This window comes from Dactylosporangium sp. NPDC049140, assembly GCF_040648435.1.
Window position 1 is genome coordinate 1 of record NZ_JBEZDS010000096.1, and the last position, 17,318, is coordinate 17,318.

The window sequence follows — 17,318 nt, forward strand, 5'->3', positions numbered from 1 at the left end:
TCCTCGACGGCGGCGCCGGCGCGGCCCAGACCGCCGCCCTGCTACGCCCCGGACCACGGGGCAAGCTCGGCCTGCCACCGCTCCAGGAGGGACCGGCATGACGTTCGACGAGCTGCTGCACGGACGGCCGCTGGTCGCCATTCTGCGCGGCGTGCCCGTCGCGCGGGCGCTGGAGCTGGCCCGCACGGTGTGGGACAGCGGGCTGGGCGTGGTGGAGGTACCGATTCAGACGCCCGAAGCTCTCGAGTGCCTTCGGGCGCTCGCGGAGGCTGCACCGCCCGGGGCCCTCGTCGGGGCGGGCACCGTCCGCAGCGCCGAGCAGGTCGAGCGGGCGGTCGCGGCCGGGGCCCGGTTCACTGTGGCGCCCGGCCTCGACCTCGACGTCGTGCGGGCCAGCCTCGCCGCCGGGCTGCCGCACCTGCCCGGGGTCGCGACCGCCTCCGAGGTGCACCACGCGCTCAACGCCGGCTGCGGCTGGCTCAAGGCGTTCCCGGCCGGCTCGCTCGGGCCGGGCTGGCTGCGTGAGATGCGCGGCCCGTTCCCCGAGGCGCGGTTCGTCGCGACCGGCGGGGTCGACGCCGGCAACGCCCGTGAGTATCTCGCCGCGGGCGCGGGGGCCCTCGGCGTCGGCGGCGCGGTCACCCGCGAGGGAGGCCTGGCCGCACTGATGGAGGTCCTCCGCGCCATTTGAGCAAAGGAATGTCACATGCGAAGAGTCGCCCTGGTCGCCGCCACCGCCATGGCCGCGACCCTCCTCGCCGTGCCCGCGAACGCCGCCCCGGCCGCGGTCACGCTCGTGCCGTACCCCATCGACAGTTCCAACCAGGCCGCGTGGTGGTCGCCGTTGGACACCTACAACGCGTACGCGTACCTCGCCTTCAACGAGCCCGGCGCCCAGGCCGGCACGCACAAGGTCGCCATCGCCCGCCGCGACGGCGCCGGGAACTGGACGAAGCTGCCCGTCATGAACGGCTCCGCGCAGGCGGAGTACACCGACGACGACGGACACAACCAGCCGTCCATCGCGCGCGACGGCAGCGGCCGGTTCCACGTCTTCGCCAGCATGCACAACAACGTCTGGCGGTACTTCCGCTCCGACACGGTCGGCGGCAGCCCCACGCTGCACAGCGCCGACCTGCCCGACCAGGGGATCGGGGTCACCTATCCGGTGCTCACCACCGCCCCGAACGGCGACCTGTACCTGATCGCGCGCCTCGACGGCGTCCAGTCGGCCGGGCGCTCGGGCCGGCTGTACCGCTGGGACAACGCCGCCTCGACGTGGACCCGGGTCGCGGTCTTCGCCGAGAGCGCCAACCGGGCCGTGTACCCCGACGACCTGCAGTTCGACGCGGCCGGGAACCTGCACATCCTGTGGGAGTGGGGGCTGTGGCCGGCGACCGCCTTCCGCCATCAGCTCAGCTACCTCGTGTACCAACCCTCGACCGGCACTTTCAGTGACCACAGTGGAGCATCCGTGGCCGTGCCCGTCAGCACCGGCACGGCCGACGTCATCCAGCCCGTCGAGACCGGCGAGGTGTACCAGGGCGACGACGGCACCGGGCCGGCCGTGCAGAGCGCCAAGCTGACGCTTGACGGTTCGAGCCCGAAGGTGGCGTACCGGTACCGCAGCAGCAGTAACTTCAACGTCCGCTATGCGTATGTGTCCGGCGCGGCCTGGGCGCGCGAGACCGTCTACGACGCCGCGCAGACCAGCGCCGCCGTCGACATCACCTGGGACGGCGCCAAGCGCGTCTACTTCTCGACCACCGCCGGGGCCATGTACGTCGCCACGAAGCCCGGCACCGCCTGGACCACCGCCGCGGTCGCGCCCGGGCTGAACATCACGCGCTTCGCCGTCGAGCGCACCAGCGCCGGCGTCGACGTGCTCTACCTCGTCGACCTGACCAACCTGCGCCTGTACTACGGGAGGAACTGATGCGCCGCCTCGTCACCGTGACCCTCACCGCCGCGCTGCTGCTGACCCCGGCCGCCGTCGCGCACGCCGACCCCGCCGGGACCGGCTGGACCCTCGTGTTCTCCGACGACTTCAACGCGTCCACCGTGGACACTGCGAAGTGGAACTACCGCACCGACAGCAAGGCCTACAGCACGCAGCGGCCGGAGAACGTCTCCGAGAGCGGCGGCGCGCTGAACATCGCGCTGAAGAAGGAGACCTTCGGCGGCAAGGACTACACCGGCGGCGGCGTGGTGTCGAAGCAGGCGCTGCGGTACGGCTACTACGAAACGCGCGCGAAGCTCAACGACGGCGCCGGCTGGCACAGCAGCTTCTGGATCATGTCGGGCGACGGCTCGACCACGTTCCCGGCCTCGCAGCGCACCGAGATCGACGCGTTCGAGATCGACTCGATCACGCCGAACCGCATCCACCACGGCGTGCTGACGTGGAAGGGCAGCGGGGTCTCGGCCGGCAAGTCGTACGGCACCACGTACAACAGCGCAGGTGTGGATACCCGCGACTGGCACACGTACGGCCTGGACTGGTCGGAGACGAGCGCGAAGTTCTATGTGGACGGCGCGCTCGCCTACACCGCGCCCTACCTGCCGAGCGACTGGACGCACGACTACACCAACGTCTGGCTCACGAGCATCGCCTACGGCTCGGTCCCGGACGCGACCAAGCTGCCGGCGACGGTCCAGTTCGACTACGTGAAGTACTGGCAGAAGGACTACTACCTCGACAACGACGGCCCGGCCGCCTACGGCTACTCCGAGACCGGCACGTGGGCCGACTCGACCCTGACCGGCTGGACGGTGGCGTCCCCGACCCGCTACTCGGCGTGCGGCGGCGCGGGCAACACGGCCACGTGGCGACCGAACCTGCGCGCGGCCGGCGATTACCAGGTGTACTACTACAAGCTCGCGGCGGCGAACAGCGACCCGTCCACGCGGCTGGACGTGACCCACGGCGGGACCGTCTCGACCACGACGGTGAACGGCACCGCGGGCGCGTCGGGCTGGGTGAGCCTGGGCACGTACGCGTTCGCGGCCGGCACCGCGGGCTCGGTCAAGCTGACGAGCTCGGGCACCGGCTGCGCCCGCGCGGACGCGGTGAAGTTCGTCCGCGTCTAGACGGAAGGCGCCGGGCTCCGCTCGTGGAGCCCGGCGCCTTCCGGTCGGTCAGCCGAAGTGGGCCGGGGCCGCCTCGATCGTCGACGTCGTGGCGTCCGTCTTCGGGTTGCGCACCATGACGATCACGACCACCGTCGCCACGGCCAGCAGGACGGCGCTCGCGGTGAAGGCCACGTTGTACCCGTGGATCGCCGCGTGGGCCTGCAGCAGCTTCGCCCCCGCCGCGCCGCCCGAGGCCGCCGACGCCGCGTGGTCGGTCAGGTAGCCCGCCAGCGCCGTCGTGAAGATGGTGTTCAGCAGGGCGGTGCCCAGGGATCCGCCCACCTGCTGGGTCGCGTTCACCATGGCGCTCGCCACGCCCGCGTCGTGGTTGGCCACGCCCTGCAGGGCGAGGCTCGACATCGGGACGAAGACCAGGCCCATGCCCAGGCTCATCGCGACGAACGAGGGCAGGATCTGCACCGCGTAGCTCGAGTCGAGGTCGAGCCGGGTCAGCCAGACCATCGCCGCCGTGGCCAGGACGCCGCCGACGGACATGAGGATCTTCGGGCCGGTGCGGGGCAGCAGGCGGGAGGCGATCACGGCCGCGGCGATGATGCCGCCCGAGAACGGCATGTAGGCCACGCCGCTCTTCATGGCCGACCAGCCCAGGGTCTGCTGCAGGTAGAACGTCATGAACAGGAACATGCCCAGCATGCCCGCGCCGAGCAGGATCGACACCAGGTACGACGCGCCGCGGTTGCGGTCGAAGAGCACGCGCAGCGGCAGCAGCGGGTGGGCGGTGCGCGACTCCCAGAACAGGAACGCGCCCAGCAGCGCGACCGCCGAGGCCAGCCACGTGACCGTCACGCTCGAGCTCCAGCCGTCCGTCGCGGCCTTGGTGAAGCCGTACACGAGGGCGACCTGGCCCGCGGTCACCAGCACGGCACCGGGGACGTCGTAGCGGGTGTCCCCGGACGCCCTGCTCTCCCGCACCAGCGGCACGGCCGCGGCGAAGGCGAGGACGGCGATCGGGATGTTCACCAGCAGGCACCAGCGCCAGTCCGCGTACTCGGTGAGCACGCCGCCGGCGAGCAGGCCGATCGCGGCGCCGCCGCCGGAGATGCCACCGAACACGCCGAACGCCTTGGCGCGCTCCTTGGCCTCGGTGAACGTGACCGTGATGAGCGACAGGGCGGCCGGGGCGAGCAGGGCGCCGAAGAGGCCCTGCAGGCCGCGGGCGGCGAACAGGGTGCCCGCGTTCACCGCGGCGCCGCCCAGCGCCGAGGCGCCCGCGAAGCCGAGCAGGCCGATGAGGAACGTCCGCTTGCGGCCGAAGTAGTCCGCGATCCGCCCGCCGAGCAGCAGCAGGCCGCCGAAGGTCAGCGTGTACGCCGTGACGATCCACTGCCGGTCGGCGGTGGAGATGTGCAGCGCCTCCTGGGCCGAGGGCAGCGCGATGTTCACGATCGTCGCGTCGAGCACGACCATGAGCTGCGCGACCGCGATGACCGCCAGCGCGAGCCAGCGGCGCGGATCAGGAGGGACAAAAGAAGATGATTTAACGGTTATGTCCGGCGTCAGGACAGCATCGTTCGCCACAAAAGCCTCCAAGGCCCGCGAAAAGTCAGGAACGCGTGAGAATCGGGATCAGTACGCCGTCGACGAGGTGCTCCACGAAGGCCTGGTCCAGAGGCCCGTTCTGCCACATGCGCCGGCTTGTGACCATCGCATGCAGCACCTCGTGCAGCAGCTCCGCGGAGGTGCCCGGGGCAACCTCGCCGCGCTCGGCCGCACGCCGGAGCATCGACTCGTACATCCCGTGCTTGGTGGAGTACGCACAGCGGAACATGCACTCGGCCAGCTCGGCATTGTGCGTCGCCGCCGTGAGCAGCCCGGTGAAGACCGCCCCGTCCGCCCCCTCGGCCGCCGCGCACACGGCGCTGAGCTGGGCGTGCAGGTCGCCGCGCAGCGAGCCCGTGTCGGGGGGCTCCACTGCCCCGCCGAACCGGTGCTCGACCGCCTCCATGACCAGCTCCGGCTTGCTCGGCCAGCCCCGGTAGATGGTCGCCTTGCTCGCGCGGGCCCGCGCCGCCACGGCGTCCATCGTCATCCGGTCGTAGCCGACCTCGCCGAGCAGCTCGAACACGGCGTCGCAGATCGCGGCGCGGCGGTCGGCCTTGGTCGAAGTCGAAGCGGTCACGAGATCGAACCTAGCGCGGGCGGCAAGCGAAACGAAACGGTTTCGTACACCTCTTGTGTGATCGGTGCCACTCGTAATTTTCATGGGGTGAACGCAGGTGAAACGGCATCCGGACGCCGCGCGGTTGACGCGCGGGAGCGCTCCCGCGCAGCTTGAGCGGGCCAGAACTGCCCAACTCCATCGAGTAGGAGCTCCAGGATGAGGCGAAAACTCGCCATCGTCTCGATCGCCGCTGTCGCGGCAACCGGCGGCGCCATCGCCGTCATGCAGCCCGCGCTCGCCGCGACCGGCTGCAGCGTCAAGTACACCGTTACCAACCAGTGGCCCGGCGGCTTCGGTGCCTCGGTGGAGATCACCAACACCGGTGACGCCCTCACGAGCTGGAGCCTCGGCTGGGACTTCGTCTCCGGCCAGGGCATCCAGCAGATGTGGCAGGCCATCCCGACCGTCTCCGGCGTGCACGTCACCGCCAAGAACGAGTCCTACAACGGCACCGTGGCCAGCGGCGGCAAGGTCTCGTTCGGCTTCAACGGCTCCTGGACCACCGCCAACCCGGTCCCGAGCGCGTTCACCCTCAACGGCGCCGCCTGCAACGGCGGTACCACCACCAACCAGGCCCCGACCGTGAGCCTCACGAGCCCGGCCGCCAACGCCTCCTTCGCCGCCCCCGCCACGGTCAGCATCGCCGCCACCGCCGCCGACGCCGACGGCTCGGTCGCCAAGGTCGAGTTCTACAACGGCTCGACGCTGCTCGGCACCGACACCTCGTCGCCGTACAGCTACTCCTGGTCCGGCGTCGCCGCGGGCTCGTACTCGCTGACCGCCAAGGCGTACGACAACGCCGGCCTGTCCACGGCCAGCACCGCGGTGCCGATCACGGTCACCAGTGGCGGCGGCACCGGCGCCCCGAGCGTCGCGCTGACCAGCCCGACCGCCGGCTCGTCGTTCACCGCCCCGGCCACCGTCGCGCTCGCCGCGACCGCATCCGACAGCGACGGTACCGTCGCCAAGGTCGACTTCTACAACGGCACGACGCTGCTCGGCACCGACACCACGTCGCCGTACACCTACTCCTGGACCAACGTCGCCGTCGGCAACTACACGGTCTCGGCCAAGGCGACCGACAACGCCGGCAACACCACCAGCACGAGCGGCACCGCCATCACGGTGACCTCCGGCGGCAACACGGGCGACACCCACGTCGACAACCCGTACGTCGGCGCCAAGGGCTACGTGAACTCCGACTGGTCCACGCTCGCCGCGGCCGAGCCGGGCGGCAGCCGTGTCGCCAACACCTCGACCGCCATCTGGATCGACCGGATCGCCGCGATCACCGGCGCCAACGGGGCCAAGGGCGTGCAGGCGCACCTCGACGCCGCGCTCGCGCAGGCCGCCGGCGGCACGCCGGTCGTCATCGAGTTCGTCATCTACGACCTGCCCAACCGCGACTGCGCGGCGCTGGCGTCGAACGGCGAGCTGAAGGTCTCGGAGAACGGCCTGGCCCGGTACAAGTCCGAGTTCATCGACCCGATCGCCGCGATCATGAGCAACTCGAAGTACAACAGCCTGCGCATCGTCAACGTGGTCGAGGACGACTCGCTGCCGAACCTGGTCACCAACCTCGGCCTCGCGAACTGCGCCGAGGCCAACAGCAGCGGCGCCTACGTGCAGGGCATCCAGTACGCCCTGAACAAGCTGCACAAGGGCAACATCTACAACTACCTCGACATCGGCCACCACGCGTGGCTCGGCTGGGACAGCAACCTCGGCCCCGCCGTCACCCTGATGGCCAACACCGTCAAGGGCACCACGGCCGGCTTCAACAGCGTCGACGGCTTCATCTCGAACACGGCGAACTACTCGGCGCTGACCGAGCCATACTTCAACATCAACACCCAGGTCGGCGGGCAGTCCATCCGCCAGTCCAAGTGGGTCGACTGGAACCAGTACGTCGACGAGCTGAGCTTCACCCAGGGCTTCCGCAACGCCCTGATCACCGCCGGCTTCCCCTCGACGCTCGGCATGCTCATCGACACCTCTCGCAACGGCTGGGGCGGCTCCGCCCGGCCCTCCGCCGCGAGCACCTCGACCGACGTGAACACGTTCGTGAACTCCAGCCGCATCGACCGGCGCATCCACGCCGGCAACTGGTGCAACCAGAGCGGTGCGGGCCTGGGTGAGCGGCCGCGGGCGACCCCGGCCACCGGCATCGACGCCTACGTCTGGATCAAGCCCCCGGGCGAGTCCGACGGCTCCAGCACGGCCATCGCCAACAGCGACGGCAAGGGCTTCGACCGCATGTGCGACCCGACATACACCGGCAACAGCCTCAACGGCAACAACATGACCGGTGCGCTCGCGAACTCCCCGCTCTCGGGCGCGTGGTTCTCGGGCCAGTTCCAGCAGCTCATGACCAACGCCTACCCGGCGCTCTGACCGGGCGGCTGTGACAAAGTAGCGGGCCCCGGCGGTACTGCCGGGGCCCGCTCCCGCCTATCGTCAGGCCCATGACGACAGAGCTGTCCACCGAGAGCCGCCTCTGGGCGCTCTACGAGCCACTGCACGCGGTCAGCTACTTCGCCCCGGCCGGCCGGGCCGCCTTCGAGGAGGCCGGCCTGCGCGGTTTCTGGCGGGGGTACTTCGCCGGGCGCAGCGCCCCCCTCGGGCCCGTCAACGCCGCCCCCGTGGTCGCCGCCTTCTACGGCTTCGCCCCGCGGATGGTCGAGCGGGCCCTGCCCGAGATCTGGACCCGCATCACCCCCGAGGCCGCCCTGACCGCGCGGCTCGACGGCGCCCGCCGCGCCCTCGCCCCGGCCGTGGAGGGCCTCGAGGGCATCGAGGAGGCCGCCGCGCTCCTGCGCGAGGCCGCGTCCGCCGCCGAGGTCTACGGCCGCGTACTCGCCGCGGCCAACGCCGCCCTGCCCTGGCCCGGGGACACGCTCGGGATCGTCTGGCAGGCCGCCACGATCCTGCGCGAGCACCGCGGCGACGGCCACCTGGCCGCCCTGCTCATGGAGGGGCTCGACGGCTGCGAGGCGATGGTCTGGCGGGTCGCGCTCAACAACGGCCGCGGGCGCAAGATGGCCCAGCCGGCCCGCGGCTGGACCGACGAGGAGTGGGACGCCGCCCGCGACCGGCTCCACCAGCGCGGCTACCTCGACGGCGAGGGCACGGCGACGCCGAAGGCGCACCAGGCGTACCGAACCCTGGAAGAAACCACCGACCAGCTGGCCGCCCGCCCGTGGCAGGCGCTCGGACGCGAGCGGACCGAGCGCCTGGCGGCGCTGCTCACCCCGGTCACCGACCGGATCAACGCGGAGTTCGCGCCGTTCTACCCGAGCTGGATCAAGCTGCCGATGCCAGCTCGGGATGCTTCTTGAGGTAGGCCGAGATGAACGGGCACTGCGCGACGATCCGCAGCCCCCGGTCATTGGCCAGGGTCAGGGCACCGTTGGCGAGCTTGCTGCCGACGCCCTGGCCCTCGAACGCCGAGTCGACCTCGGTGTGGGTGAAGACGATGGACTCGCCGTCGAGCCGGTAGTACGCCAGCCCGGCGCGCTCACCGTCGACGCGAATCTCGAAACGGTGCTGCTCGGCGTTGTCACTGACCTGGAAGTCCACTCAGGACGCCTCTCCCCGAACGTCGGCGTGCGCCGCGGGGATGCTGCCGAGCCGACCGGCCTGGTAGTCCTCGAACGCCTGCATGACCTCGGCCTTGGTGTTCATGACGAACGGACCATACGCCACAACGGGCTCGCGGATCGGCTGACCGCCGAGGAACAGCACGTCCATGCTCTGCTTCGCATCGGCCGCGACCGTGATGGTGTCACCCGCGCCGAAGACCGCGAGCTGGCCCAGCTCGACCGGGCGGCCCTTGGGGCCGACGGTGCCCTTGCCGGCCATGACGTAGGCCAGGGCGTTGAAGTCGGGGCGCCACGGCAGGGTGAGGGAGGCACCGGCGGAGAGCGTCGCGTGCACGAGGGTGATCGGCGTGTAGGTGACGCCGGGCCCCGCCTGCCCGTCGAGCTCACCGGCGATGACGCGCAGCAGCGCACCGCCGTCGGGCGAGGTCAGCAGCGACACCTGGCCGCCACGGATGTCCTGGTACCGCGGCGCGACAAGCTTGTTGGTCTTGGGCAGGTTCACCCACAGCTGGAACCCGTGGAAGAGCCCGCCACTCACGACGAGGTGCTCGGGCGGCGTCTCGATATGCAGGATCCCGCTACCGGCAGTCATCCATTGGGTGTCGCCGTTGGTGATCGTGCCGCCGCCGCCGTTGGAGTCGTGGTGGACGAACTCCCCGTCGATGATGTAGGTGACCGTCTCGAAGCCCCGGTGCGGGTGCCACGGGGTTCCCTTCGGCTCACCCGGCGCGTAGTCCACCTCACCCATCTGGTCCATGTGGATGAACGGGTCGAGGGCGCGCAGCTCGACGCCGGCGAAGGCGCGGCGGACGGGGAAACCCTCGCCCTCGTACCCCTTGGGCGCGGTCGTCACCGACACCACGGGCCGCGGCCGCGCGGCGACCGGGTCGGGCGTGGCGACGCGGGGAAGTGCAAGGACGTTGTCGACGGTGATCGCGGGCATGTGACGCCTCCAAAGGTCCAGCTCTGTCGCCTGTGGTAACGGTACTTGCATCGCGAGTATTCCGCAAGTCAACTAAATCCCGCCGGGCTGACCCAGTCGATCGTCGTCCGGTCTTCGACGGGACTCGCCGCCTCTGTGATCGTGACCCGGCGTACGAAGAGGGCGACGAAGGCGCGTCGCGCGGACACCGATGCCCCGCACCACCACGAGCTCGGGCCGAGGGGATCGGTGCCGGCGTCGCCCAGCCACCGGCCGACCGGCAGCTCCGACGTATCGGTCTCGGCGAGTTCCCCCGCGAGCTTCTCGATTCGGGCGGTCAGATCGCGAACCGATTCCAGGTAACGATGCCGCGCGGCCACGCGGGAGTAGCCGCCCCGAGGCCGGTCCGCGTGGAGGCGGTCGAGCGTCCGCTCCGTGCCGTCCAGCTCGGCGGCGATCGAGCCGCGCCGGGCCTGGGCGCACGGGTCGGCGCTGGTCAGGCCGAAGCGGCGAGTCGCCTCGGTCAGGATCTCGGCCGCGTCGGCATCGCCGGCGGCCGTGGCGATGAGCGCAAAGATGCGACGGGCGACGTACTCGTCCAGTGCCGCCTGCGAGACCGTGCAGTCGCGGGGGTGCTCGCCCGGCCGGTGCGGACCGCGGGCGCGGCTGCAGCGGTAGGCCGAGCGGAAACCACGCCGCGAGTTCCGGTGCGATCTCATCGGCGCGCCGCACTCGCAGTACAGCAGGCCCAGCGCCGACAGCAGGGGTTGCCGCGGCGGATCGAGCGGTGTGGCCGGGGGCGGGCGGCGATCGAGCCGGTCCTGCAGCCGGAACCATGTATCGGCCTCGATGATTCGCGGGTGCGCCTCGACGGGGTTGCCGTCGGCGTCCCGCACGATGCGGTACCCGGCGATGCTGGCGCTGCGGCGGCCGTCGGGCCGTGGCCGGTTCGAGTAGACGACCTCGGCCGCGAACCCGGCGATGCGGGGGTCTCGCAGAATCCGCTCGAGGGTTCGCGCCCCCCAGGCGCTGTGTGCCGTCTGCTTGCCGACGGTGGCGCCGCGCGTGGGTACCGCGTCGGCGTTGAGCGTGCCGGCGAGGCCCGCCACCGTGACGGTGGAGTCGCCGTCCAGGATTCGGCCGACGAGCCGGCGGATCACGGCGGCCTCGTGGTCCTGGCGCGCGAGCCGCTGTATGACGATGGGCCGCCCCTCGCTGTTCCGGCGCGACTCGGGGACGAGCCTGAAGCCGTAGGGTGGCTTGCCCGACAGGTAGCCGCCGAGTTCGCGAGCGGCGGCCTTCGCCGCGCTGATGACGATGCTCTTGTTCCTCGACTCGGTGTGTGCGGCGTCAAGGTGCATGATCAGGCGGATCAGGCCCATGAGATCACCGGGCCGGAACTCGCCCTCGGTGATCGAGATGATGGTGATCCCGCGGCTCAGGAGCTCGGTCACGAGCGGGACCGAGTCGAGGGCGGCGGCGCGTGACAGGCGACTGATGTTGTACACGATGATCGCGTTGACGCGCCCGGCGCGGCAGTCGGAAACGAGCTGGTCGAAGGCCGGACGTGCGGCGCCGCTGAAGGCTGAGATGCCGACGTCCTCGTAGTGGCCGACCCACTGGGCGCCGATCAGGTTCGCTCGAGCGCGGAGGGCGTCGCGCTGTGTCGCGAGCGAGACGTCCGAACGGTTGTCACGCCCGCGGGATTGCCGCGCGTATCCCGCCGCGCGGGGTGCAAGGGGAGGCATGGGGGCCAGGATAGACTCGCAGTAGCCATATGGCCATAGCAAGCGACCGTTCGTCGGGGGCCGAAGGGTTCGTGGGGAAGATTGGGAGCATGAGTACCGACGCCGGGGGACTTGCCGCGCTCGCCACGCTGCTCGCCGATGAGACCCGCGCCGCGATGTGCCTGGCGCTGCTCGACGGGCGCGCCTGGACCGCCGGTGAGCTGGCCGCGCACGCCGGGGTCGCCCGGTCCACGGCCACCGAGCACCTCGACCGGCTGGTCGGCGGTGGGCTGCTCGCCGAGGAACGGCAGGGGCGGCATCGGTACCTCCGGCTGGCCGACGCCTCCGTCGCGCACCTGATCGAGGATCTCTCCGCGCGCCTCGAACCGGCGCAGGCGCCGCCCCGGGGCCTGCGCCAGGCGACCGCCACGGCCGCGATGAAGCGGGCCCGCACCTGCTACGACCATCTGGCCGGCGAGCTCGGCGTGGCCGTGGCCGACGCGATGACGGCGCGCGGGCTGCTGGAGCAGCAGGCCGGGTTCGCGCTGACCGGGGCGGGCGTCGAGTGGCTCACGGCCGGGGCCGGGATCGATCCGGCGGCGTTGCAGGCCCGGCGCCGCCCGCTGGCCCGCGGCTGCCTGGACTGGACCGAGCGGCGCCCGCACCTGGCCGGGGTGGCCGGGGCGCGGCTGTGCGAGCGGTTCCTGGAGCAGCGCTGGGTCGTGCGGATCGGCTCCACCCGCGCGGTGAAGGTGACCCCGGAGGGGCGGGCCGGCCTCCACGCGCTGCTGGGCATCGATTAGCGGAAGGCGCCTCTGGGTAGACAGCGGTCAACTGATTAGGGAGGCCATCGTGTTCGCTGTGATCGCCGCGATCCTGTTCGCGGTAGCCCTGCTGCTCGACCTGCTCGGCGTCGACTCCGGCCCGATCTTGGACGTCGGGACGCTGAGCCTGGCCGGCTTCCTGTGCATCGCCCTGCACCTGGCGGGCGCGGGCGCCTGGACCTCGAGCCGCTGGAGCAGCCGCCGCCGCCGCGGGTACGCGCGCCGATAAAGGCCGGGCGCCGATAAGACCGGGCGCCGGTACCCTGGCCGCCATGGACGCTCTGCGCGCGCTCGTGCTCGTGTTCGCGGTCCTCGCCGTCGTGCTCGGCGGGCTGGTGCTGCTGGCCCGCCGGGTCCGGCGCCGCAACCTGCACGGCGGGCTGCTGAGCGTCGCCGAGGAGATCTACCTGCCCTCGGCGAACCGGCTGCGCGGCGAGATCCAGGCCGAGGTACGCCAGGCCGGGCCGTCGGGGGAGAAGCCCTAGGCGGTCCAGGCCGACAGGTCGGGGCCGACCGGCACGACGCCCGACGGGTTTAGGTGGGCGTGGGTGCCGTAGTAGTGGCGCTTGATCTGGTCGAAGTCGACGGTCTCGCCGAAGCCCGGGGTGTTGTACAGCTCCCGCGCGTACCGCCACAGGTTCGGCATCTCGCTGAGCTTGTTCCGGTTGCACTTGAAGTGGTTGTGGTAGACCGCGTCGAAGCGGACCAGCGTCGTGAACAGCCGCACGTCGGCCTCGGTGATGCGGTCGCCGAAGAGGAAGCGGCGGGTCGCCAGGCGGTCCTCCAGCGCGTCGAGGCGGGCGAACAGGCGCTCGTACGCCTCCTCGTAGGCCTCCTGGGTGGTGGCGAAGCCGCAGCGGTACACCCCGTTGTTGACGTCGATGAAGACGTCGTGCATCAGCTGCTCCATCTCGAGCCGCACGCCGGGCGGGAGCAGCTCCGCGTGCCGGGTGGCCAGCGGCCCCCACTCGGTGGAGAAGTCCAGCGTGATCTGCGGGTAGTCGTTGGTGACCACGCAGCCGCTGATGGTGTCGATGATCGCGGGCACGGTCACGCGGCCCTCGTAGGCGGGGTCGGTGCCGGCGTACGCCTCGGCGAGGTACTCGATGCCGAGCACCGGGTCGCGTCCGCCGGGGTCGAGGCCGAAGCGCCAGCCGCGCTCGTCGCGGATCGGGTCGACGGTGCCGAGCGACAGGCAGTCCTCGAGCCCGACCAGCCCGCGTACGATCACCGCGCGGTGCGCCCACGGGCAGGCGCGGGACCAGATCAGCCGATACCGGCCGGCCTCCAGCGGCCACCGCCCGCGCTCGTCGGGGCCGCCGCCGAGCCCCGAGGCGGACTCGGCGCTGACCCGGCCGGTGAACCGGTTGGGCTGACGGACGAACTCGCCGCGCATACGTAGAACACTATCCCGCATGAGTGTGAGTGTTGAACGCCGCGACCGCGTGCGGACCGTGATCCTGGACCGGCCCGAGACCCGCAACGCGGTCGATCGGGCCACCGCCGAGGCCCTCGCTGCCGCCTTCCGCGACTTCGACGCCGACCCGGAAGCCGACGTGGCCGTGCTTTGGGGCGCCGGTGGTACCTTCTGCGCCGGCGCCGACCTCAAGGCGGTCGCCGCGGCGCAGGGCAACCGTGTCGAGCCCGACGGCGACGGACCCATGGGGCCGACCCGGATGCGGCTGTCCAAGCCGGTGATCGCGGCCGTGTCCGGGCACGCGGTCGCCGGCGGCCTGGAGCTGGCGATCTGGTGCGACCTGCGGGTCGTGGAGGAGGACGCGGTCTTCGGGGTGTACTGCCGCCGCTGGGGCGTCCCGCTGATCGACGGCGGCACCGTGCGGCTGCCGCGGCTGATCGGCGCCGGGCGGGCGCTCGACCTGATCCTGACCGGCCGGCCCGTCGACGCCGCGGAGGCGCTGCGCATCGGCCTGGCCGACCGCGTCGTGCCGCCCGGGACCGCACGCGCGGCCGCGGAGGCGCTCGCCGCCCAGCTGTCCGCGCTGCCGCAGGAGTGCCTGCGCAACGACCGGATCTCGACGTACGACTCCATGGGCCGCAGCGTCGAGGACGGTCTCGCGATCGAGCACCGGCTCGGGGTGGCCTCGCTGGCGAGTGGCGCATTGCACGGTGCGGCCCGGTTCGCGGCCGGTGAAGGGCGCCACGGCGCGGGTCTAGGGTGATCGGGTGGTGGTGAACAGGGATGACGTCCAGGCGGCGGCGCGGCGGATCGGGTCCTACGTGCGGCATACGCCCGCCTACGAGGTGCGCCCCGGCCTGTGGTTCAAGCTCGAGCTGCTGCAGCACAGCGGGTCGTTCAAGGCGCGCGGCGCGTTCAACCGCATCCTCGCCGCCCGCGAGGCCGGCGAGCTGCCCGGGTCCGGTGTCGTCGTCGCCTCCGGCGGCAACGCGGGCCTCGGCGTGGCCTACGCCGCCGCCGTGCTCGGGGTGCCCGCCGAGGTGTTCGTGCCGGTGACCGCGCCCGCGACGAAGGTGGCGCGGCTGCGCGAGCTCGGCGCGCGGGTGCAGCAGCACGGCCGGGAGTACGCCGAGGCCTACGCCGCCTCCGCGATCCGGGTCGCCGAGACCGGGGCGCTGTTCGTGCACGCCTACGACCAGCCGGAGGTCGTCGCGGGGCAGGGCACCCTCGGGCTGGAGCTGCCGCCGTGCGACACGGTGCTCGTCGCGGTCGGCGGCGGCGGGCTCGTCGCCGGGGTCGCGGCCGCGCTCGGCGACCGGGCGCGGGTCGTGGCCGTCGAGCCGGAGGGGGCGCCGACGCTGCACGCCGCCCTGGCCGCCGGGGCGCCGGTGGACGTCGCCGTGGACAGCGTGGCCGGCGACTCCCTCGGGGCCCGCCGGGCGGGCGCGATCGCGTTCGATCTGGCGGTACACCACAAGGTTGAGAGCATTCTCGTCAGTGATGCGGCGATCGTCGAGGCCCGCCGCCGGCTGTGGCACGAGCACCGCCTCGCGGTGGAGCACGGGGCCGCGGCCGCGCTCGCCGGGCTGGAGCTCGTCGCCGCCCCCGGCACCGCGGTGGTGGTCCTGTGCGGGGCGAACACCGACCCGGCGACGCTGTACGCCGAGCCGGCCCATGCCGCCGGATGAGGTCTTCGACGCGGCGCTGAAGCGGTTCCTCGCCCAGCGGCGTGTCGACATGCGCTCGCTCGCCGCCGAGCTCGGCATCGGCCGGGCCACCCTCTACCGGCGCGCGGGCGGGCGGGACCAGGTGCTGGGGCACGTGCTGTGGTACCTCACCGACCGCAACCTCGACCGGGCCGTCCGCGCGGCCGAGGGGCGCCGCGGGGCGGAGCGGATCGTGGCCGTGATCGGCCACTTCCTCAACGCCGTGAAGGACCAGCCGGCCCTGCGGCACTTCCTGGCCACCGAGCCCGAGGCGGCGCTGCGCATCCTGACCTCCAAGCGCGGCATCGTGCAGGGGCGGGTCGTGGACCACCTCGAGGGGCTGATGCGCGACGAGATCGCGGCCGGGAGTTTCGCACCCCGGCTCGATGCGCGCACGCTGGCGTTTGTCCTCGTGCGAATCGGGGAGAGCTTTCTGTATGCCGACGCCATCGCGGACGGGGAGCCGGACGTGGAACAGGCACTGGAGATCATCGGGCGGTTGCTGGAAGGATCCTGATGCTGGTCAAGGCGGACGTATGCGTCGTCGGCGGCGGACCCGCCGGGCTGGTTCTCGCGCTGCTGCTGGGGCGGCGCGGCATCGACACCGTGGTGCTGGAGAAGCACGAGACGTTCCTGCGGGACTTCCGCGGCGACACCGTGCACTCCTCGACGCTGCAGCTCATGGACGAGCTCGGCCTCGGCGAGGACCTCGAGCGGCTGCCGCACCGCGTCGTGCGCCAGATCCAGCTCACCTATTCAAGTTCAGGGCATGACGAAGGCACGTTCCGCCCGGTCGACTTCGAGCGCCTGCGCGTCGCCCACCCGTACGTGATGATGCTGCCGCAGTGGGACTTCCTCGAGCTGCTCGCGGAGCACGGGGACTTCGCGCTGTACCGCCGCTGCGAGGTGGTCGCCGTCAACCGCCGGGACCGTCGCGTGACCGGCGTGACCGCGCGGACGCCGCAGGGCCCGGTCGAGGTCGCGGCGCCGCTGACGGTGGCCTGCGACGGGCGCAACTCGACAATACGGCGGGAGCTCGGCCTGAAGTCGAAGGACTTCGGCGCCCCGATCGACGTGCTGTGGTTCCGGCTGCCCCGGTCGCCGTCCGACCCCGAGGGCCTGGCCGGGCGCGTAGCCGACGGCCGGCTCTTCATCGGTATCGACCGCGGCGACTACTGGCAGCTCGGCTGGGTGGTACCGAAGGGCGGCGACGGGGACCTCCGCGCGGCCGGGCTGGAGGCGTTCCGGGCCGGGATCGCGCAGAGCGTGCCGTACCTGGCCGACCGCGTCGGCGAGCTGCGCGACTGGGACCAGGTGCGCACCCTGACCGTGCGGATGGACCGGCTGTACCGCTGGCAGGTCCCCGGCGCCCTGCTCATCGGCGACGCGGCGCACGCGATGTCCCCGGTCGGCGGGGTCGGCATCAACCTCGCCATCCAGGACGCGGTCGCCGCCGCCCGCGTCATCGGCGACGCCTTCGAGCGCGGCGCCCCGCCCACGGAGCGGGAGCTGGCCGCGGTCCAGCGCCGCCGAGCGCTGCCGACCGCGGGCACGCAGCTCGTCCAGCGGGGCCTGCAGCGGTCGGTGCTGGCGCCGGCGGTGACCGGCCGCCCGAGCCGGCCACCGCTGCCCGTCCGTTTGCTGGACCGCTACCCGCCGCTGCGCACCATCCCGGCCCGGGTGATCGGCGTCGGCCTGCGGCCCGAGCACGTCTAGTACTGCAACGGCAGTTAGGTGAGTGGGTGGCCGCGTCGTCGGTAGTGGCTGAGGCGGGCTTGGTATTGGCGTCGGCGGCGCCAGTGTGAC

At 72.0% G+C, this 17,318-nt stretch carries 18 protein-coding genes and 1 pseudogene; 13 read left to right on the top strand and 6 right to left on the bottom strand.

The genetic code is table 11. From position 1 onward, the window contains the following. Positions 1-97 precede the first annotated feature (97 nt). The 3 genes from AB0B76_RS57180 to AB0B76_RS57190 are packed head-to-tail and all read left to right on the top strand — an operon-like array spanning position 98 to position 3,090. The gene (locus AB0B76_RS57180; protein ID WP_360394323.1) at positions 98-691 is read left to right on the top strand and encodes a bifunctional 4-hydroxy-2-oxoglutarate aldolase/2-dehydro-3-deoxy-phosphogluconate aldolase; all 594 of its coding nucleotides are present in this window, start codon (positions 98-100) and stop codon (positions 689-691) included. Between the two features lie 15 nt (positions 692-706). Further along, the gene (locus AB0B76_RS57185; RefSeq protein ID WP_360394325.1) at positions 707-1,936 is read left to right on the top strand and encodes a BNR-4 repeat-containing protein; all 1,230 of its coding nucleotides are present in this window, start codon (positions 707-709) and stop codon (positions 1,934-1,936) included. After that, entirely contained in the window at positions 1,936-3,090 is a 1,155-nt protein-coding gene (locus AB0B76_RS57190) for a glycoside hydrolase family 16 protein (RefSeq protein ID WP_360394328.1), read from the top strand. Before AB0B76_RS57185 ends, AB0B76_RS57190 begins: the two co-directional genes overlap by 1 nt. 48 nt (positions 3,091-3,138) lie before the next feature. On the opposite strand, the gene AB0B76_RS57195 is transcribed toward AB0B76_RS57190, so the two are convergent. Both AB0B76_RS57195 and AB0B76_RS57200 read right to left on the bottom strand, forming a co-directional pair. Continuing rightward, positions 3,139-4,671 (bottom strand): MFS transporter, encoded by a 1,533-nt coding sequence (locus AB0B76_RS57195; protein ID WP_360394331.1) that lies wholly within the window; start codon positions 4,669-4,671, stop codon positions 3,139-3,141. Between the two features lie 25 nt (positions 4,672-4,696). Next, entirely contained in the window at positions 4,697-5,272 is a 576-nt protein-coding gene (locus AB0B76_RS57200; RefSeq protein ID WP_360394334.1) for a TetR/AcrR family transcriptional regulator, read from the bottom strand. 264 nt (positions 5,273-5,536) lie between these two features. Between AB0B76_RS57200 and AB0B76_RS57205 the strand changes: the two are divergent. The 3 genes and pseudogenes from AB0B76_RS57205 to AB0B76_RS57215 form a co-directional block, all read left to right on the top strand. After that, positions 5,537-5,851 (top strand): annotated as a pseudogene (locus AB0B76_RS57205) (cellulose binding domain-containing protein); the annotation flags it as partial. A 45-nt stretch (positions 5,852-5,896) separates the two neighbouring features. Beyond that, positions 5,897-7,708 (top strand): glycoside hydrolase family 6 protein, encoded by a 1,812-nt coding sequence (locus tag AB0B76_RS57210; RefSeq protein WP_360394369.1) that lies wholly within the window; start codon positions 5,897-5,899, stop codon positions 7,706-7,708. 71 nt (positions 7,709-7,779) lie between these two features. Then, positions 7,780-8,652 carry a hypothetical protein gene (locus AB0B76_RS57215; RefSeq protein WP_360394336.1) on the top strand — a complete coding sequence of 291 codons (873 nt, stop codon included), beginning with the start codon at positions 7,780-7,782 and terminating at the stop codon, positions 8,650-8,652. Here AB0B76_RS57215 and AB0B76_RS57220 read toward each other — a convergent pair. The 3 genes from AB0B76_RS57220 to AB0B76_RS57230 form a co-directional block, all read right to left on the bottom strand. Further along, positions 8,618-8,893 (bottom strand): GNAT family N-acetyltransferase, encoded by a 276-nt coding sequence (locus AB0B76_RS57220; protein WP_360394339.1) that lies wholly within the window; start codon positions 8,891-8,893, stop codon positions 8,618-8,620. The genes AB0B76_RS57215 and AB0B76_RS57220 overlap by 35 nt on opposite strands. Beyond that, the gene (locus AB0B76_RS57225) at positions 8,894-9,859 is read right to left on the bottom strand and encodes a pirin family protein (protein WP_360394342.1); all 966 of its coding nucleotides are present in this window, start codon (positions 9,857-9,859) and stop codon (positions 8,894-8,896) included. 68 nt (positions 9,860-9,927) lie between these two features. Further along, on the bottom strand, positions 9,928-11,586 hold the full coding sequence (locus AB0B76_RS57230) for a recombinase family protein (RefSeq protein WP_360394344.1): 1,659 nt from the start codon (positions 11,584-11,586) through the stop codon (positions 9,928-9,930). Between the two features lie 89 nt (positions 11,587-11,675). Here AB0B76_RS57230 and AB0B76_RS57235 point away from each other — a divergent pair, with 89 nt between their 5' ends. The 3 genes from AB0B76_RS57235 to AB0B76_RS57245 are packed head-to-tail and all read left to right on the top strand — an operon-like array spanning position 11,676 to position 12,874. Next, a complete protein-coding gene (locus AB0B76_RS57235; protein WP_360394347.1) occupies positions 11,676-12,368 on the top strand; it encodes a winged helix-turn-helix domain-containing protein in 693 nt (230 codons plus the stop codon). 49 nt (positions 12,369-12,417) lie between these two features. Beyond that, positions 12,418-12,618 (top strand): hypothetical protein, encoded by a 201-nt coding sequence (locus tag AB0B76_RS57240; protein ID WP_360394350.1) that lies wholly within the window; start codon positions 12,418-12,420, stop codon positions 12,616-12,618. Between the two features lie 43 nt (positions 12,619-12,661). After that, positions 12,662-12,874, top strand: coding sequence for a hypothetical protein (locus AB0B76_RS57245; protein WP_360394352.1), 213 nt, complete (start codon positions 12,662-12,664; stop codon positions 12,872-12,874). Here the strand turns inward: AB0B76_RS57245 and AB0B76_RS57250 are convergent. Then, positions 12,871-13,785 carry a glutathione S-transferase C-terminal domain-containing protein gene (locus AB0B76_RS57250; protein WP_360394355.1) on the bottom strand — a complete coding sequence of 305 codons (915 nt, stop codon included), beginning with the start codon at positions 13,783-13,785 and terminating at the stop codon, positions 12,871-12,873. The genes AB0B76_RS57245 and AB0B76_RS57250 overlap by 4 nt on opposite strands. 19 nt (positions 13,786-13,804) lie before the next feature. Between AB0B76_RS57250 and AB0B76_RS57255 the strand changes: the two genes are divergently transcribed. From AB0B76_RS57255 to AB0B76_RS57270, 4 genes are read left to right on the top strand one after another with little or no spacing between them, the layout of a single operon-like run. Further along, positions 13,805-14,569, top strand: coding sequence for a crotonase/enoyl-CoA hydratase family protein (locus tag AB0B76_RS57255; RefSeq protein WP_360394358.1), 765 nt, complete (start codon positions 13,805-13,807; stop codon positions 14,567-14,569). A gap of 7 nt (positions 14,570-14,576) precedes the next feature. After that, the gene (locus AB0B76_RS57260; RefSeq protein WP_360394361.1) at positions 14,577-15,494 is read left to right on the top strand and encodes a serine/threonine dehydratase; all 918 of its coding nucleotides are present in this window, start codon (positions 14,577-14,579) and stop codon (positions 15,492-15,494) included. Continuing rightward, the gene (locus tag AB0B76_RS57265) at positions 15,481-16,029 is read left to right on the top strand and encodes a QsdR family transcriptional regulator (RefSeq protein WP_360394364.1); all 549 of its coding nucleotides are present in this window, start codon (positions 15,481-15,483) and stop codon (positions 16,027-16,029) included. Before AB0B76_RS57260 ends, AB0B76_RS57265 begins: the two co-directional genes overlap by 14 nt. Beyond that, positions 16,029-17,228, top strand: coding sequence for an FAD-dependent oxidoreductase (locus AB0B76_RS57270; protein ID WP_360394366.1), 1,200 nt, complete (start codon positions 16,029-16,031; stop codon positions 17,226-17,228). The genes AB0B76_RS57265 and AB0B76_RS57270 overlap by 1 nt, the downstream gene beginning before the upstream one ends. The last annotated feature ends 90 nt before the right edge of the window (positions 17,229-17,318 follow it).

Coding starts and splice junctions, on each gene's coding strand:
- AB0B76_RS57180 (WP_360394323.1), top strand. CDS start 98: ATGACGTTCGACGAGCTGCTGCACGGACGGCCGCTGGTCGCCATTCTG.
- AB0B76_RS57185 (WP_360394325.1), top strand. CDS start 707: ATGCGAAGAGTCGCCCTGGTCGCCGCCACCGCCATGGCCGCGACCCTC.
- AB0B76_RS57190 (WP_360394328.1), top strand. CDS start 1,936: ATGCGCCGCCTCGTCACCGTGACCCTCACCGCCGCGCTGCTGCTGACC.
- AB0B76_RS57215 (WP_360394336.1), top strand. CDS start 7,780: ATGACGACAGAGCTGTCCACCGAGAGCCGCCTCTGGGCGCTCTACGAG.
- AB0B76_RS57225 (WP_360394342.1), bottom strand. CDS start 9,859: ATGCCCGCGATCACCGTCGACAACGTCCTTGCACTTCCCCGCGTCGCC.
- AB0B76_RS57230 (WP_360394344.1), bottom strand. CDS start 11,586: ATGCCTCCCCTTGCACCCCGCGCGGCGGGATACGCGCGGCAATCCCGC.
- AB0B76_RS57235 (WP_360394347.1), top strand. CDS start 11,676: ATGAGTACCGACGCCGGGGGACTTGCCGCGCTCGCCACGCTGCTCGCC.
- AB0B76_RS57245 (WP_360394352.1), top strand. CDS start 12,662: ATGGACGCTCTGCGCGCGCTCGTGCTCGTGTTCGCGGTCCTCGCCGTC.
- AB0B76_RS57250 (WP_360394355.1), bottom strand. CDS start 13,785: ATGCGCGGCGAGTTCGTCCGTCAGCCCAACCGGTTCACCGGCCGGGTC.
- AB0B76_RS57255 (WP_360394358.1), top strand. CDS start 13,805: ATGAGTGTGAGTGTTGAACGCCGCGACCGCGTGCGGACCGTGATCCTG.
- AB0B76_RS57265 (WP_360394364.1), top strand. CDS start 15,481: ATGCCGCCGGATGAGGTCTTCGACGCGGCGCTGAAGCGGTTCCTCGCC.
- AB0B76_RS57270 (WP_360394366.1), top strand. CDS start 16,029: ATGCTGGTCAAGGCGGACGTATGCGTCGTCGGCGGCGGACCCGCCGGG.